Origin of the sequence: Pantoea sp. OXWO6B1 (assembly GCF_001641135.1) — a bacterium.
Taxonomy (GTDB): Bacteria; Pseudomonadota; Gammaproteobacteria; order Enterobacterales; family Enterobacteriaceae; genus Pantoea; species Pantoea allii.
Genome location: NZ_LWLR01000001.1, coordinates 1578400 through 1593497, shown reverse-complemented (window position 1 = coordinate 1593497; position 15098 = coordinate 1578400). Strand labels below are relative to the sequence as shown.

Genomic DNA, 15098 nt, shown 5'->3' with positions numbered 1-15098 from the left:
CATGCCAAATCATTCAACGGTGGGTAACACATCGGCCTCTGAAGCCGAAGCAGCGTACAGTCCAAGGCTATGTAATGCAGACCTGGCGCCCACCCGCAATCAAAACTGGTCGTGGTACAACATCTTTTCGTTTTGGATGTCGGACGTACACAGCATGGGTGGATATGTGGTAGCGGCAAGCTTCTTTACGCTCGGGCTGGCCAGTTGGCAGGTGCTGCTGTGTCTGCTGGCAGGGATCTGTATCGTGCAGCTTTGCGCCAACCTGGTGGCTAAGCCGAGTCAAATGGCGGGCGTGCCTTATGCGGTTATTTGCCGTCAGGCATTTGGTGTCTTTGGCGCCAATATTCCGGCGGTGATTCGCGGATTGATTGCTTTCGCCTGGTACGGCATTCAGACCTGGCTGGCGGCCAATGCGCTGATGTTGGTGCTGTTAAAGTTTTATCCTGCGCTCGAAAGTCTGACACACAGCCACTGGCTTGGCCTGTCTCAGTTGGGATGGTGCTGCTTTGGGGTGATGTGGATTCTCCAGGCCATGGTGTTCTGGCACGGCATGAGCGCGATCAAACGCTTTATTGATGTTGCCGGTCCTGCAGTTTACGTGGTGATGCTGGCGTTGGCAGGCTGGATTGTATACAAAACAGGTTTCGACGGTATTTCGTTTACGCTTGCCAGCAAACAACTGACGGCAGGTGAACAGACCTGGCAAATGATTACCGCCACGGCGCTGGTTGTCTCTTACTTCTCAGGTCCGCTGCTGAATTTTGGCGATTTCTCGCGTTACAGCAAAAGCATGGGCGACATTCGTCGGGGTAATCGCTGGGGGCTGCCGTTCAACTTTCTGTTGTTCTCCATCGTTACCGTGGTGATTGTCTCCGGCACACAGTCGCTGTTTGGTAAAATGATCACCGATCCAATCGAAACCGTCAGCATGGTGGGGAGTGATTTAGCCGTGGCAATTGGCCTGTTGACGATGATTACCGCCACGATTGGTATCAACATTGTTGCGAACTTTGTGTCACCCGCTTTCGATTTTTCAAACTGCTCACCGCAGAAAATTAGCTTCCGTACAGGTGGGATGATTGCGGCAGTAGGTTCGGTGCTGTTAACGCCCTGGAATCTTTTCCAGTCGCCGGAACTGATTCACTACACGCTGGATGTATTGGGCTCTTTTATCGGCCCACTGTTTGGCATTTTATTAGCGGATTTTTATCTGATTAAAGGTGGCCGCGTTTATGTTGATGACCTGTTTGATGACACGCCAAAAGGGCGCTACTGGTATCGCGGTGGATTTAATCCAAAAGCCATTGGTGCATTATTGCCTGCGGTCGCAATCTGCCTGGTGATCAGTTTTATCCCTGCCCTGCATCAGGTGGCCAACTTTAGCTGGTTTATTGGTGTGGCGCTGGCTGCCGGTGGCTACTGGATGGTGGCACGCGAAAAGCAGACCGTTGAGAAAGATCGCTCAATGGCTTCTGGTGCAGCGGTGATGCAGAAGGAATAGCGGCCTGTCCACAAGCCCTGTGGCTGTACAGTAACCCCATAAAACGACTCTACGTAGAGTCGTTTTTCGTTGGGCCGCAGACCACCGGACTGCATTGATGAGGAATGATTTTGACTGGTTTTTCTATTCAGCCTTGAGTGCCCTATCCTACATCCGCGTATCAACACGCTATCTTGATGCATATCAGCCCTCCCTCTTTCGTAGAAACGCTCCGCGTTCGCATTGATCCTGTCTTTGCCAGCTGAAACTCAGTAGGTATAAAAAACTTAAAAATCATAAGCATAAACCTTTACAGAGTCAGCTAACCCTGTCGCAACGGCAAATAAAGAATGCGATGCCCCCACCAGACAAAAAATTCATTTCAAAACAAAAAATAGTTCAAATTGAAAGTTAAATAATTTATTTGTGATCTATATAAAATATTTATCCCTTCAAAACGATTATATTTTTTTGCGAGTTAAGGCGTAGCAAGCGCGAAAATCCAGGCAACCTTAAAGGAGTGGCAACATGATTGATGCAATCACCTTTGGTGCGGAATGGTTTATTGGACTGTTCCAGAAAGGAGGTGAAGTTTTTGTCGGCATGGTGACAGGAATTTTACCTTTGTTAATTAGTTTATTAGTCGTAATGAACGCGTTGATCAGATTCGTAGGGCAACATCGAATTGAGCGACTGGCACAAAAATGTGCGGGCAACCCTGTTTCACGCTATCTGCTTTTACCGCTTATCGGCACCTTCGTTTTTTGTAACCCTATGACACTCAGCCTGGGGCGATTTATGCCCGAAAAATACAAGCCAGGATACTACGCGGCCTCTTCGTACAGTTGCCATTCCATGAATGGATTATTTCCTCATGTTAATCCAGGCGAACTTTTTGTTTATTTAGGCGTTGCCAGCGGCCTGACAACCTTAGGTTTGCCCTTAGGTCCTCTTGCTGTTAGCTATTTTCTGGTTGGACTTTTTACTAATTTTTTTCGGGGCTGGATTACCGATCTCACCACCAGCCTGTTTGAAAAAAAGATGGGCATTAAGCTCGACAAAAACGTTCAGCTTTAATAAAGGCGGAAAATAAAATGACGACACAAATCCGTATCGAGAAAGGAAGCAGTGGTTGGGGCGGCCCTTTACAACTTGATATAACACCCGGGAAAAAAATTGTTTACATCACAGCAGGCACCCGACCGTCAATTGTGGACAGGCTCAGCGAAATCACCGGTTGGGAAGCCGTAGATGGTTTTAAACAAGGTGAACCACCCGCTGATGAGATTGGCCTGGCAATCATCGATTGTGGTGGCACGCTACGTTGTGGTCTTTATCCCAAACGAGGTATTCCCACTGTGAATATCCATGCCACGGGGAAATCCGGACCGCTGGCGCAATATATTCTGGAGAACATTTATGTCTCTGGTGTTAAGCCTGAGAATATAAGCATCGTCAATGAAGAGCAGCATGACAGTAAAGAGCGGGTAAACGAGCATGACGCAAAGCTTGCTGCCCTGGCACCGTGTGATTCAACTACGGGTAAAGATTACGATCCGAGTAAAAAAATCACCGAGCAAAGCGACGGTTTACTGGCAAAAATCGGCACGGGAATGGGGACCATCGTCGCCGAATTTTTCCAGGCCGGCCGCGATACAATCGATACCGTACTCAAGACTATTCTCCCTTTTATGGCATTCGTTGCTGCCATCATTGGAATCATCATGGCCTCAGGTTTGGGGGATATGATTGCCCACGGGCTGACCCCACTAGCCACCAATCCGCTTGGATTAATCACGTTGGCGTTAATTTGTTCGTTCCCGCTACTGTCGCCGTTCTTAGGACCGGGGGCGGTGATTGCCCAGGTTATCGGTGTACTTATTGGCGTTCAGATCGGACTGGGTAATATTCCGCCCCATCTTGCCCTGCCTGCCCTGTTTGCCATCAATGCACAAGCTGCTGCGGATTTTATTCCTGTCGGTTTATCGCTGGCGGAGGCGAAACAGGACACCGTGCGCGTGGGGGTTCCTTCTGTACTGGTAGGCCGTTTTCTGACCGGTGCACCGACTGTGCTGATTGCCTGGGCCGTCTCTGCTTTTATTTATCACTGAACGTTAACCTTCTGGAGAAAAGTCATGACGCACTTTGAAACTGAAATAATCAAAGTTGGCATAAATGCCCACGATGCGCTGCTTGAAAACATGATGATTTTATTTCGGGAAGGCGCACCAGCCGATATTCAGGATTATTGCTTTATTCATCAGCATGGCATGCTGATGGGACATCCTGTAACGGGTTCAACCCTACAGCTGGGAGAAAGGTGTTATCCAGTGACCGCTATCGGTGAGGTCGCGATTGAGAACCTACGCGAGCTGGGACATATCACCGTCGTTTTCGATGGGCAGTCAATAGCGCAATTACCCGGATCAATCCATGTCAGTGGAAAAGCGCCCGAAAGGATCACCCCTGAAACATCCGTCAAACTCTTTGCTTAGGAGCCTGTTATGTCTGAAGTTGCTGTTGTAATCGGTGGAGGGCAAACGCTGGGTGCGTTTCTGGCGAAAGGATTGGCCGAAGCGGGCTACCGCGTTGCCGTAGCAGATTTGAAGGGTGAAAACGCCAGAAAAGTTGCCTCAGAAATTAACGCCGAATATGGCGCTGATCTGGCCGTGGGGTTTGAGGTTGATGCAACAGATGAGAAAAGTGTTATTGAGCTTGCTGGCAATATCGATACGATCTTTAAACAGGTCAATGTGATGATTTATAGTGCCGGCATGGCAAAAGCCTCCTTCGTCACTGATTTTGCATTAAAAGATTTTGAAGTATCTTTGCAGGTCAATCTCGTAGGCTATTTTCTTTGCGCGCGTGAATTTGCCAGGCTGATGATTCGCGATAATATTCCAGGCCGCATTATTCAGATTAATTCAAAGTCGGGTAAAACAGGCAGTAAACATAATTCGGGCTATAGTGCTGCTAAATTTGGCGGGGTAGGATTAACACAGTCCCTGGCACTTGATTTAGCGGATTATGGCATCACGGTACATTCACTGATGCTGGGTAATTTGCTCAAGTCGCCGATGTTTCAATCTCTGCTCCCCCAGTATGCAAAAAAATTGGGCATCTCCCCCAACGAAGTTGAAGCCAGTTATATTGCGAAAGTGCCACTCAAACGCGGATGCGAGTATCAGGATGTCCTGAATGTCTTGTTGTTTTATGCCAGTGATAAATCCTCGTATTGCACTGGACAGTCTATCAACATCACGGGCGGTCAGGTGATGTTCTGATCGACCCGATCATGATTAGCTGGCATCGCTCAGGAGAAGACGATGAGTAGCGGGATAATTGCTGTAGCACTTTTAGCATGGCTGGCACATACGCTGTTTGGCTGGTATCAGCTACGAAGCTTTAACCGCATGTTAGATGGCTTATTTCAGCAAGGCAGAGTCGGAATTGGGCGTTCAGCATCTACCCGCTTCAATGTTGAACCACGCGTTATTATCGCACTCGCTGTAGATACAAAAGGACGAATCATATCGGCTGTCATTATGAAAGGTTTCACCGTTTTTGCCCGTCCACGCGCGCTACCTTTGTTAAATGGCTGTTATCTTAATGATATAGATGCGAAAAAAATTTTTCCTGAGCGTGAAACGTGTCAAAAAGCCTTACTTTCCGCCATATCAATGAAAGAGTAATGTGTTAAATTGAAAGCAGGATGAAAATTACAGCACTGCTTTAATTTTGATAAAAAAACACCTTTCAGATAAGGCTTTACCAATGAAACCGCGACAAAGACAGGAAGCCATCCTTGCCTATCTACAAAAAAATGGCAAAACCACAATTAGCGATCTGATCGAACATTTTAAAGCAACAGGCACCACTATTCGTAAAGATTTGACCGAGATGGAGAAGCGCAGTGAGGTTATTCGTATTCACGGTGGCGTCATTCTGAGCCATGAAGAAGGCGATCAACCTATCGACCATAAAACACATATTAACAGTGACAGGAAAAGGCGCATTGCTGAATCGGCCGTACAACTGGTTAACGATGGTGATTCGCTGATCCTTGATACCGGCAGTACAGTGCTCCAAATGGTCAGGCATCTCAAGCCGTTCAATAACATTACTGTTATGACAAACAGCCTACACATTGTGAATGCGCTGATGGAATTAGACGGCGATCAGACCATTTTAATGCCCGGCGGAACGTTAAGAAAAAAGTCAGCTTCATTTCATGGAGGGCTTGCCGAGTCAGCATTCCGCTCTTTTAACTTTGATAAGTTATTTATTGGCGCCGATGGCATTGATTTGGATATGGGGATCACCACCTTTAATGAAGTTCATGCCGTTAGCACATCGATGTGCGCGGCTGCTGACAAGATTATTGTGTTAGCTGACTCATCCAAGTTTGGTCGCAAAAGTCCGAATGTTGTTTGCAGCCTGGACAAGGTTGATACCATTATCACGGATGCCGGTATTACTGCTCATTACCTTCAACAATTAGCGGATAAAAAAATCAACGTCATTGTCGCAGGAGGTGATGATGAATAATCCAGAAGTGCTGCTGGACTATGCCAGAGAGGCGCTTTCGCTTGAAATTACCGAAGCTCAGAATCTGTTTAATAGTTTAAATGGTGAGTTTATACAAGCCTGCAAGCTGATTTTACAGTGTCAGGGGAAAACCATTGTTTCAGGAATCGGTAAATCCGGTCATATTGGTAAAAAAATAGCCGCCTCGCTGGCCAGCACAGGTACACCGGCTTTTTTTGTGCATCCCGCCGAGGCCTTGCATGGCGACCTTGGTATGATTACGTCTCATGACGTATTTATCTTTATCTCTAATTCGGGCAGGGCCGCTGAACTGCAGATAATTATTCCTGCACTGCGGGCACTCCAGGTACCCATTATTGCGATAACCAACGTTACCAGTTCCTTTCTGGCACAACAGGCCGACTGCGTTTTACACCTTGCTGTCAATCGTGAAGCCTGCCCGATGGGGCTTGCTCCCACGTCAAGCGCCGTGAATACCCTGTTAATCGGCGATGCCCTGGCGATGGCACTGATGCGTTCACGCGATTTCAACGAAGAGCAATTTGCCCGTTCCCACCCCGGCGGCAGCTTAGGTGCAGGCTTACTTAATTCGGTTACGCAGCTCATGCGAAAAGGTAGCCGCATTCCTCGCGTCAATAAAAACGCCTCCGTTTTAGATGCGATGGAAGAACTTACCCGCACCGGTATGGGAATTGTTATTGCCTGCGATGATAACAATGATATTGAGGGTATTTTTACTGATGGCGACCTGCGTCGTGCCTTATTGGCAGGTAAAAAGCTGGACGATCAACTTGAGCCACTCCTGACACGTCCCGGTTATAAACTGGCCGAGCACCTCAGCGTTGCGGCGGCTACGCAGAAATTATATGACCGACGCATTAGCGCGGCACCGGTGGTCAACCAACAAGGTACGTTAGTCGGGGCCATCAATATCTATGATTTGCATAAATGACATTCATTAGCGAGTGACTGAAACACCAGAATACCTGAGAGGGAATATGGAATTATATATCGATAGTGCAGATACGTTTGCTATTCGCGAGATGGTAAAAATTTTACCCGTCAATGGCGTTACCACCAACCCTTCGCTGGTTGCTAAATCTGGCGTCGAACTGACGCACTTAATCAGTGACATCCGGACTATTTTGGGTGAGGAGAAACTTATCTTTGCTCAGGTTTTAGCAAGCGATACACCAAATATTATTCGCGAAGCGCAGTATCTGCATGAAATGTGCGCCAATATGATCGTAAAAATACCCGTCAATCGTGCAGGGCTGGCCGCAATGACTCAGTTGAAACAGCGTAACATTCCAACGTTAGGTACTGCGGTTTATTCCACCTCACAGGCGATGTTAGCAGCCTTCGCGGGCGCTGATTATATTGCGCCCTATTTTAATCGCATGGAAAATAACAATATTAATGCAAAGCAGGCCATTTCAGATATTCAGCAGTTTATTCAACTGCACAAGATGGATTGCAAAATACTCGCTGCCAGCTTTAAAAACACCACTCAGGTGGCAGACTGTCTGCTGGCGGGAGCGGCGGCTGTCACATTGCCTGTCGATGTTATGTATGAAATGTTTAACTCCCCTCTGGCAAAGCACGCCATTGATGATTTCAGCCATGACTGGAATCAGGCATTTAACCGTCAGCAGTTGATTATTTAGTTCTGCGAACGCGTTAATAGTGCATAAGCGAGAGCAAAGTTTTGCTGCGGGCACAGCATCTTCTGTTTGGCAGCATTAACGCTTTGGACGAGTGAGTGAAGGGGGGGAATGCTTCGTGCTTTCAGTCGCTAAAAAGCAAAAACGCCATGCTGATAACCAGCATGGCGTCAAAATTTGGCGGAACGGACGGGGCTCGAACCCGCGACCCCCTGCGTGACAGGCAGGTATTCTAACCAACTGAACTACCGCTCCGCGCTTTGTTCCCCGTCGGGAACGAGGCGCATATTAATCACAACGTCTTTACGCGTCAACGCTTTTCCCCGCGTAACATTCCGTTTGCTGCTATTTTCGCCCCAATGTTGATTTTACACACAAAACGTTGGCTTTCAGACGCGCCACAGGCAGTTGCCGCCCTTCTTCATAATCAAATCTAAGCGTGACTCGTGTTCGTTAACTTCATCCGCGCTGGCGGTGACGACACGCAAGCCTGAGCTGGGACGAACGATACGCTGAATGCCCTCGCTCTGCTGCTGGCGCGCTCGCTCCTCTTCCGACGAGAACGACAACGACGTCTGCCCACCGGTCATCGTTAAGAAGACTTCAGCCAGAATCTCGGCATCAAGCAGTGCGCCGTGCAGCGTACGCTTGCTGTTATCTATTTCATAGCGCGAACACAGCGCATCAAGGCTGTTACGCTTGCCAGGAAACATGCGGCGCGCCATCGCCAGGCTGTCGGTTATCTTGCAGAAGGTTTCGGTTTTTTCAATGCCGCGCTGAAGCTTGCCAAACTCGTAATCCATAAAGCCGATATCAAACGACGCGTTATGAATAACGAGTTCCGCCCCGCGGATGTAGTCGAGAAACTCATCGGCAATATCGCTGAAGGTGGGTTTATCCAGCAGGAATTCATCGGCGATACCGTGAACGCCAAACGCTTCAGGATCGACCAGCCGGTCAGGCTTCAGATACATATGGAAGTTGTTCCCCGTCAAACGACGGTTAACTACTTCAACCGCACCTATCTCAATGATGCGGTGACCTTCATAATGCACCCCGATCATATTCATACCGGTGGTTTCAGTATCGAGAACAATTTGACGGTTATTTGCAGTGCTCATAGGGCTCGTTTTATGTCAGACTTGGCGTTTTGTCAGAAGGAAGTCTACCAGAGATGCGTAAACAGGTAGAGATTTTCACCGATGGATCTTGTCTCGGCAACCCAGGTCCGGGTGGTTATGGCGCAATTTTGCGTTACGGAGAGCATGAAAAAACCTTCAGTGCGGGTTATCGCCTGACGACCAACAATCGTATGGAGTTGATGGCGGCCATTGTTTCACTGGAAGCCCTGAAACAGCCCTGTGATGTGGTGTTGAGTACCGACAGTCAGTATGTGCGCCAGGGCATTACGCAATGGATACATAACTGGAAAAAGCGTGGCTGGAAAACCGCCGAAAAGAAGCCCGTTAAAAACGTCGATTTATGGCAACGGCTTGATACTGCGCTCAGCACTCATACGATTCAGTGGGAATGGGTTAAAGGCCATGCGGGCCATCCCGAAAATGAACGCTGTGATGAACTGGCGCGCAGTGCGGCTAACAATCCGACCTTTGATGATATTGGCTATCAGCCCGAATCCTGATCGTTAGCCTGTCGAAACTGGCGCGTCGCATTGACGGTCTGGGGTAATTGCCTTTTGCTCAGACTCATCCGCGCCTTCGTGGGCGTGAGCGGAAAACTTCGTTTACGCGCCACGACAATGTTCAGGCAACCTAACGCGGGTAAATGAGCGCTTATCATTTTCCCCCCCTGTCGATGCCAGGGCAACACCTGGAAACGCGTGCGGAAAACCACTTCGTAATTCAGCAGGCCCAGCCAGTCCAGTAAACGCATCTGACTAAACATGCGGCTGCTCCAGGGCGCTTTACGATGAATGCCCGGCACCATCTTACTGATCCCCAGCAAACTGAACGGATTGAAGCCGCTGATGATCATCCAGCCATCATCGATTAGCACACGATCGACTTCCCGTAATATCCGATGGGGGTCCTGACTCCATGACAACGTATGTGCCAGTAAGCAGGCATCAACCGATTTTGACTCAAACGGCAGTTGTGCGGGATTGGCCAGTACCTGTAACTGTTCTCCCTCAGTGCCAACACTGACCTGATGTGAAATAGCGCAATTTTCCGTGTTGATTTCTGCGCTGAGGTTGCCAAGCTTAAGCATATGAAAGCCGTACAGCTTTCCAAGGTAAGGCTGAAGTTGCTGTGTCAGTGCATCGCGGAAGTAGACTCCCCATGGCATGTCGCGCCATGAGAGTGGCGCGTTCAGGATTTGGCGTGTTTTAGCGGACTTCATGCTTTACCATTTTCCTTTTTTACGGCCAGCGAGAGGGTTTTATGAATCTTACCAGTATTCCTGCATTACAAGATAACTACATCTGGACGTTAACAGATGACAAGGGAAAATGCCTGATTGTTGATCCCGGTGAAGCCCAGCCGGTGCTGGAGAAGATTCACGCGAACGGCTGGCAGCCCGAAGCCATTCTGTTAACCCATCACCATAATGACCACGTCGGCGGCGTTAAAACCTTGTGTGAACACTTTCCCGACATTGTGGTTTACGGTCCACAGGAAACGGCGGACAAAGGCGCAAAAAACCTTGTCAGTGAAGGGGATAAGTTTGACGTTTTGGGTCTGTCCTTCGAGGTCATCGCCACCCCGGGGCACACTTTAGGACATATCTCATATTACAGTTCGCCTTATCTTTTTTGTGGGGACACGATGTTTTCAGGCGGCTGTGGAAGGTTATTCGAAGGTACGCCAGAACAAATGTATGAATCTTTTCAAAAGCTTAATAAGCTTCCAGGAGAGACTCTGGTGTGCTGCGCACATGAGTATACTTTATCCAATCTGAAGTTTGCTGCTGCAATTTTACCCCACGACCCGCAAATAACGGCTGAATACCACAAAATTAAGGACTTACGGGCCGAAAAGCGTATTACTTTACCTACAAAACTGGCCCACGAGCGCGTGATAAATTTATTTCTCAGAACGCAAGATCCTGATTTACAACGTGCTTTAGACCTTGATTCAGAGGTTGGGCCGGTATGGCAGACATTTGCCGTTCTACGCGAGAAGAAAGATCGTTTTTGATTTTTCAGGTTGTGTTGTGAAGCACCGTCACGTATAGTTGCTCGTCTTTTAAGCGAACGAACTATTGACACACATATGAAGGCTAAAGCGATATTACTCGCCTCGGTCTTGCTGGTAGGATGTCAGGCATCACGGAATGACGCCAATATCCCCGAACAGCATGCACAGAGTCTGTCTTCAGCTGGTCAAAGTGAAAATGGAAAATACGGTGATCGACTTTTATCGCCGCGATGGCAGGAAGATGGAACTGGCCTCGCAGAAGATAGTGATCTCTGGAGTTTCATTAGTGACGAGTTGAAGATGGGGATTCCGGAAAACCCGCGAATCCGCGAACAAAAATTAAAATTTTTAAAAAATAAGAGCTATCTCCACGATGTAACATTACGGGCAGAGCCGTACATGTACTGGATAGTCGAGCAGATTAAGAAACGTAAGATGCCGATGGAACTGGTACTGCTACCCATAGTGGAGAGCGCTTTTGATCCTCATGCAACCTCGTCTGCAAATGCCGCTGGCATCTGGCAGATTGTGGGAAGTACGGGTCGAAACTATGGTTTAAAACAGAACCGTTATTACGATGGTCGTCGCGACGTTGTCGCCTCAACCAAGGTTGCGCTGGATATGATGCAGCGTCTCAACACCATGTTCGGCGGTGACTGGCTTCTGACAGTTGCTGCTTATAACAGTGGTGAAGGACGTGTGCTAAAAGCGATTAAACAGAACAAGGCGCGCGGCAAGCCCACCGACTTCTGGCATCTTTCGCTTCCACGTGAAACCACGGTTTATGTCCCGAAAATGTTGGCCTTGAGCGAACTTCTCAAGAACAACAAGCGTTACGGAATTAAACTGCCGACGCCTAATGAAAACCGCGCATTAGCACGTGTTGAAGTAGGCCAGCAGATTAAACTGACGCAGGCCGCAGAAATGGCTGGTATGCCGCTCAATAAATTAAAGAGCTTTAATACCGGATACAAAGGCGGCGCGACAGCACCAAATGGGCCACATTACATTATGGTGCCGAAGTCTAACGTCGCACAATTGCGTGATTCACTGGCTTCCGGTGATATCTCCGCAGTACAGCCGACCCAACTGGCGAAAGCCAGTGGCGATGGCGGTTACAAAGTGCGAAATGGCGATACCCTGTCGGGAATTGCGAATAAGTTAGGCGTCAGTGTTGCAACACTGAAGCAGCAAAACAATCTGCGCAGTGCCAGTATTCGTCCAGGTCAGGTACTGACTGTCGGATCGAATGGCACCAGCCTGGCGGATAATGGCAACAGCATCACCTATCGCGTTCGTAAAGGTGATTCTCTTGACAGTATCGCCCGTCGTCACGGCGTAAACATTAAAGACGTGATGCGCTGGAACAGTGTTGTGAGTAACGCGAAAGATATTCAGCCTGGCGATGAGTTAACGTTGTTCGTGAAGAATAACGCAACGCCAGATACCTGATACATTGAAAAGGCTGACATTTGTCAGCCTTTTTTCTTATTCGATTCTGCCGCAATCTGCCTGACCTCGCGCTTTTCCGCCTTCCCCCTGACAGAAAGACTCCCGCCATCATCTTTACCTTTTGGCGTTAAACTCGACCAGTAAAGGATTATGATCGGATGCGCGCGTGACCAGCACAGAGGCTTCGCTGACGCGCATGTCGCGATAGAACACGAAATCTAACGGTCGGCCAAAGGCTTTACGTCGATGATCGGCAGTAAACATCACCTCTTCCAGTTGCATCTGGTGAGCAAAACGGTAAAGGGCATTGATTCGCTGGCGACTCCAGGCGTTGAAATCGCCGGCCATGATCACCGGCCCACGGTGATGGATGATCTGTTCCCCAATGGGGCCCAGTTGTTTGCTGTAAACGTCCACGCCCAGACTAAAGTTTACGGCGTGAATATTTACTACCATTAGCGTTTCGCCGGTAGGTAACGGATAGGCGGTAACAAGTGCCGATTTAGAGAGCCTTAGCAGCGGCTCTCGTTCGCGCAAAGGACAACAGTAGACTGGGTGAGCAGAAGCCAGCGTCATAACGCCTGAGGGATGCTGAGGCAACACGAAAGCAGGGACCTGATCGGCCGCCAGATAATTACTGGTGGCAAAGCGGATAAGCTCAGGCGTCGTCTGCGCTTCCTGTAGTAAAACGAGATGCGCATCTTTGCCGAATCCTTCCAGTACAGACATCCAGTCGGCACGCTGCTGTTTGAAGATATTCCATACCAGCACTTTAAGATTGGGATCGGCAGGGAGCGGTGCGCCAGGAGGCAATGCCTGACCGAGATGAAACATTGCACCCGGGGGAAAGATCCTTTCCGCTGGCTGTCCGGCTACATATCTCATCGCATAGGTTTTTTTGCGCACTTTCCCGCCTGGCTAATCATTCAAAAATTCGTGTGACTTATCTGTTATAGGGATTTTAGTACGCAGTTTCAATGGATGCTGCCGATTGTTCTCACCCTACCCCGTTTTATTTCCGTGATAACCGGCACCTGATGGCCGCGTCAACATCTTCTCCGTTCTCTCATCCGCTGTAAAATGGCAGACTGGTGATACCTCGATATAATGAAAAAGCCTTCTACGCCAAGGGCTCCGGTAGAGGCTGTGCTTTAATAACAGTCATGTTGGTCTTACAGGCTATTTCACGTGAAGAGAAACCATGAAGGCATCGTCTGAAGAACTGAAAGTATTTGTGAGCGTCGTTGAAAGTGGAAGCTTTAGTCGGGCCGCTGAGACGTTACAGATGGCCAATTCAGCCGTGAGTCGTACGATAAAAAAGCTGGAAAACAAATTAGGCCTGGCTTTGCTTACACGTACCACCCGGAATCTGGCGTTAACTCAGGAAGGGGAACGCTATTTTCATCAGGTTCAAAATTTCCTTCAGGTCATGACCGCTGCGGAAAATGAGTTAATAGAAAGCCGTGAGATGCCGAAGGGGTTATTGCGTATAGATGCTGCAACGCCGGTCATACTGCATCTGCTTCTGCCGATGATAAAGTCCTTTCGGGAACGCTATCCGGAAATAGACCTTTCGCTTATTTCTTCTGAAAACTTTATTAACCTTATCGAGCGTAAAGTTGATGTGGCGATCCGCGCAGGAAGCTTAACGGATTCAGGCCTTAGAGCACGGTTGCTCTTTATCAGCTATCGCCGTCTCATTGCGTCACCTGACTATCTGGAAAAATACGGCATCCCTCAACGCGCGGCCGATCTGGATAACCATCAGTGTCTTGGTTTTATTGATGCGCCTCGTCTTAACCGTTGGCCCGTAGCCTGTGAAGGTGGTGAGCTCTATGGCATTCGTTCAGAGCTTGATTCTAACAGCGGGGAAACGATCAAGCAGTTGTGCCTTGACGGCAATGGTATCGCCTGTCTTTCTGATTACATGGTGCATAAAGAAATAGAAGAAGGAAGTCTGGTGGAAATCATGTCCGAGCAGCGGCTGCCGGTAGAGATGCCGTTTAACGCCGTATATTACAGCGATCTTGGCGTCACCCAGCGTGTTCGCGCTTTCATTGATTTTCTAAGTGAGTGGGTGGTGAAGCAGCCCTGGCATGTGCAGACACAGTTGCTGCATCAGCTCTCTTTAAAGTCCTGACAGAGCTACGTCGGCCTGAGTGTTTTAAGTGCCTGCTGACGTAGAGCCTGCAACTGCGGAGAACACTACTGAAAATTTCCGCGCAGAAATGGAAAAAGCCCTGACCGTTAAGTCAGGGCTTTCCAATTAAGTGGCGGAACGGACGGGGCTCGAACCCGCGACCCCCTGCGTGACAGGCAGGTATTCTAACCAACTGAACTACCGCTCCACCGATTCTGTACTGACGTCAGAAAAACGTTCTGATATCAGGTGTTTCGCCCTTCCGCGTCACCGGTAAGGTCACGACCAGCGTACTGGTCTTAATTTGATGCCTGGCAGTTGATGAATCACGCGGTGATTCACCCTTCGGGCCGCTGCTCTGCAGCGTTCAAAAGCATTCGCTTTTGTCCTACTCTCTTTGAGTAGAGAACTGCCCGAAGTAACGTGCAGGTTTTCAATTTGATGCCTGGCAGTTCCCTACTCTCGCATGGGGAGACCCCACACTACCATCGGCGCTACGGCGTTTCACTTCTGAGTTCGGCATGGGGTCAGGTGGGACCACCGCGCTACAGCCGCCAGGCAAATTCTTTGTGCTCTGTCCTGCGTCTTTTACGCTGCTGCTGCGTTGGCTGTGCGCGCGCTGCTCAGTCACATACTTCAGTATGCTCCTTCACATC

16 protein-coding genes, 2 tRNA genes and 1 rRNA gene are annotated in these 15098 nt (G+C 48.9%); 13 read left to right on the top strand and 6 right to left on the bottom strand.

Going from position 1 to position 15098, the window contains the following annotated elements; translation table 11 throughout:
• Window position 1: 1 nt before the first annotated feature.
• The 9 genes from A6A26_RS09555 (at window position 2) to A6A26_RS09515 (ending at window position 7695) form a co-directional block, all read left to right on the top strand.
• Window positions 2-1501 carry an NCS1 family nucleobase:cation symporter-1 gene (locus A6A26_RS09555; protein WP_063878512.1) on the top strand — a complete coding sequence of 500 codons (1500 nt, stop codon included), beginning with the start codon at window positions 2-4 and terminating at the stop codon, window positions 1499-1501.
• 507 nt (window positions 1502-2008) lie between these two features.
• Complete coding sequence (locus A6A26_RS09550; protein WP_013024730.1) at window positions 2009-2557, top strand: PTS glucitol/sorbitol transporter subunit IIC; 549 nt, start codon at window positions 2009-2011, stop codon at window positions 2555-2557.
• A 17-nt stretch (window positions 2558-2574) separates the two neighbouring features.
• On the top strand, window positions 2575-3591 hold the full coding sequence (locus A6A26_RS09545) for a PTS glucitol/sorbitol transporter subunit IIB (protein WP_063878511.1): 1017 nt from the start codon (window positions 2575-2577) through the stop codon (window positions 3589-3591).
• 24 nt (window positions 3592-3615) lie between these two features.
• A complete protein-coding gene (locus A6A26_RS09540; RefSeq protein ID WP_063878510.1) occupies window positions 3616-3975 on the top strand; it encodes a PTS glucitol/sorbitol transporter subunit IIA in 360 nt (119 codons plus the stop codon).
• A gap of 9 nt (window positions 3976-3984) precedes the next feature.
• A complete protein-coding gene (gene srlD, locus A6A26_RS09535; RefSeq protein WP_063878509.1) occupies window positions 3985-4764 on the top strand; it encodes a sorbitol-6-phosphate dehydrogenase in 780 nt (259 codons plus the stop codon).
• Between the two features lie 42 nt (window positions 4765-4806).
• Complete coding sequence (locus tag A6A26_RS09530; protein ID WP_063878508.1) at window positions 4807-5172, top strand: transcriptional regulator GutM; 366 nt, start codon at window positions 4807-4809, stop codon at window positions 5170-5172.
• An 82-nt stretch (window positions 5173-5254) separates the two neighbouring features.
• A complete protein-coding gene (locus A6A26_RS09525) occupies window positions 5255-6028 on the top strand; it encodes a glucitol operon DNA-binding transcriptional repressor SrlR (protein WP_063878507.1) in 774 nt (257 codons plus the stop codon).
• On the top strand, window positions 6021-6980 hold the full coding sequence (locus tag A6A26_RS09520) for a KpsF/GutQ family sugar-phosphate isomerase (RefSeq protein ID WP_063878506.1): 960 nt from the start codon (window positions 6021-6023) through the stop codon (window positions 6978-6980). The genes A6A26_RS09525 and A6A26_RS09520 overlap by 8 nt, the downstream gene beginning before the upstream one ends.
• A gap of 46 nt (window positions 6981-7026) precedes the next feature.
• The gene (locus A6A26_RS09515; RefSeq protein ID WP_063878505.1) at window positions 7027-7695 is read left to right on the top strand and encodes a transaldolase family protein; all 669 of its coding nucleotides are present in this window, start codon (window positions 7027-7029) and stop codon (window positions 7693-7695) included.
• Window positions 7696-7870: 175 nt separating this feature from the next.
• On the opposite strand, the gene A6A26_RS09510 is transcribed toward A6A26_RS09515, so the two are convergent.
• A tRNA-Asp gene (locus A6A26_RS09510) sits at window positions 7871-7947 on the bottom strand.
• Between the two features lie 134 nt (window positions 7948-8081).
• On the bottom strand, window positions 8082-8813 hold the full coding sequence (dnaQ, locus tag A6A26_RS09505; protein WP_063878504.1) for a DNA polymerase III subunit epsilon: 732 nt from the start codon (window positions 8811-8813) through the stop codon (window positions 8082-8084).
• A gap of 53 nt (window positions 8814-8866) precedes the next feature.
• Here dnaQ and rnhA point away from each other — a divergent pair, with 53 nt between their 5' ends.
• Window positions 8867-9334: a ribonuclease HI gene (rnhA, locus tag A6A26_RS09500; protein ID WP_063878503.1), complete on the top strand. Its 468-nt coding sequence runs from the start codon at window positions 8867-8869 to the stop codon at window positions 9332-9334.
• Here the strand turns inward: rnhA and A6A26_RS09495 are convergent.
• The gene (locus A6A26_RS09495; RefSeq protein WP_063878502.1) at window positions 9319-10053 is read right to left on the bottom strand and encodes a class I SAM-dependent methyltransferase; all 735 of its coding nucleotides are present in this window, start codon (window positions 10051-10053) and stop codon (window positions 9319-9321) included. The genes rnhA and A6A26_RS09495 overlap by 16 nt on opposite strands.
• Window positions 10054-10094: 41 nt before the next feature.
• Between A6A26_RS09495 and gloB the strand changes: the two genes are divergently transcribed.
• Window positions 10095-10850 (top strand): hydroxyacylglutathione hydrolase, encoded by a 756-nt coding sequence (gene gloB / locus A6A26_RS09490; RefSeq protein ID WP_063878501.1) that lies wholly within the window; start codon window positions 10095-10097, stop codon window positions 10848-10850.
• Between the two features lie 75 nt (window positions 10851-10925).
• Complete coding sequence (mltD, locus tag A6A26_RS09485) at window positions 10926-12302, top strand: murein transglycosylase D (protein ID WP_063878500.1); 1377 nt, start codon at window positions 10926-10928, stop codon at window positions 12300-12302.
• Between the two features lie 114 nt (window positions 12303-12416).
• Here the strand turns inward: mltD and A6A26_RS09480 are convergent, their stop codons facing one another.
• Window positions 12417-13208, bottom strand: coding sequence for an endonuclease/exonuclease/phosphatase family protein (locus A6A26_RS09480; protein ID WP_063878499.1), 792 nt, complete (start codon window positions 13206-13208; stop codon window positions 12417-12419).
• Window positions 13209-13503: 295 nt separating this feature from the next.
• Here A6A26_RS09480 and yafC point away from each other — a divergent pair, with 295 nt between their 5' ends.
• The gene (yafC, locus tag A6A26_RS09475) at window positions 13504-14442 is read left to right on the top strand and encodes a DNA-binding transcriptional regulator YafC (protein ID WP_063878498.1); all 939 of its coding nucleotides are present in this window, start codon (window positions 13504-13506) and stop codon (window positions 14440-14442) included.
• 131 nt (window positions 14443-14573) lie between these two features.
• Here the strand turns inward: yafC and A6A26_RS09470 are convergent.
• Window positions 14574-14650: transfer RNA gene (locus tag A6A26_RS09470), tRNA-Asp, on the bottom strand.
• Between the two features lie 235 nt (window positions 14651-14885).
• Window positions 14886-15001, bottom strand: a 5S ribosomal RNA gene (rrf, locus tag A6A26_RS09465).
• Window positions 15002-15098: the final 97 nt, after the last annotated feature.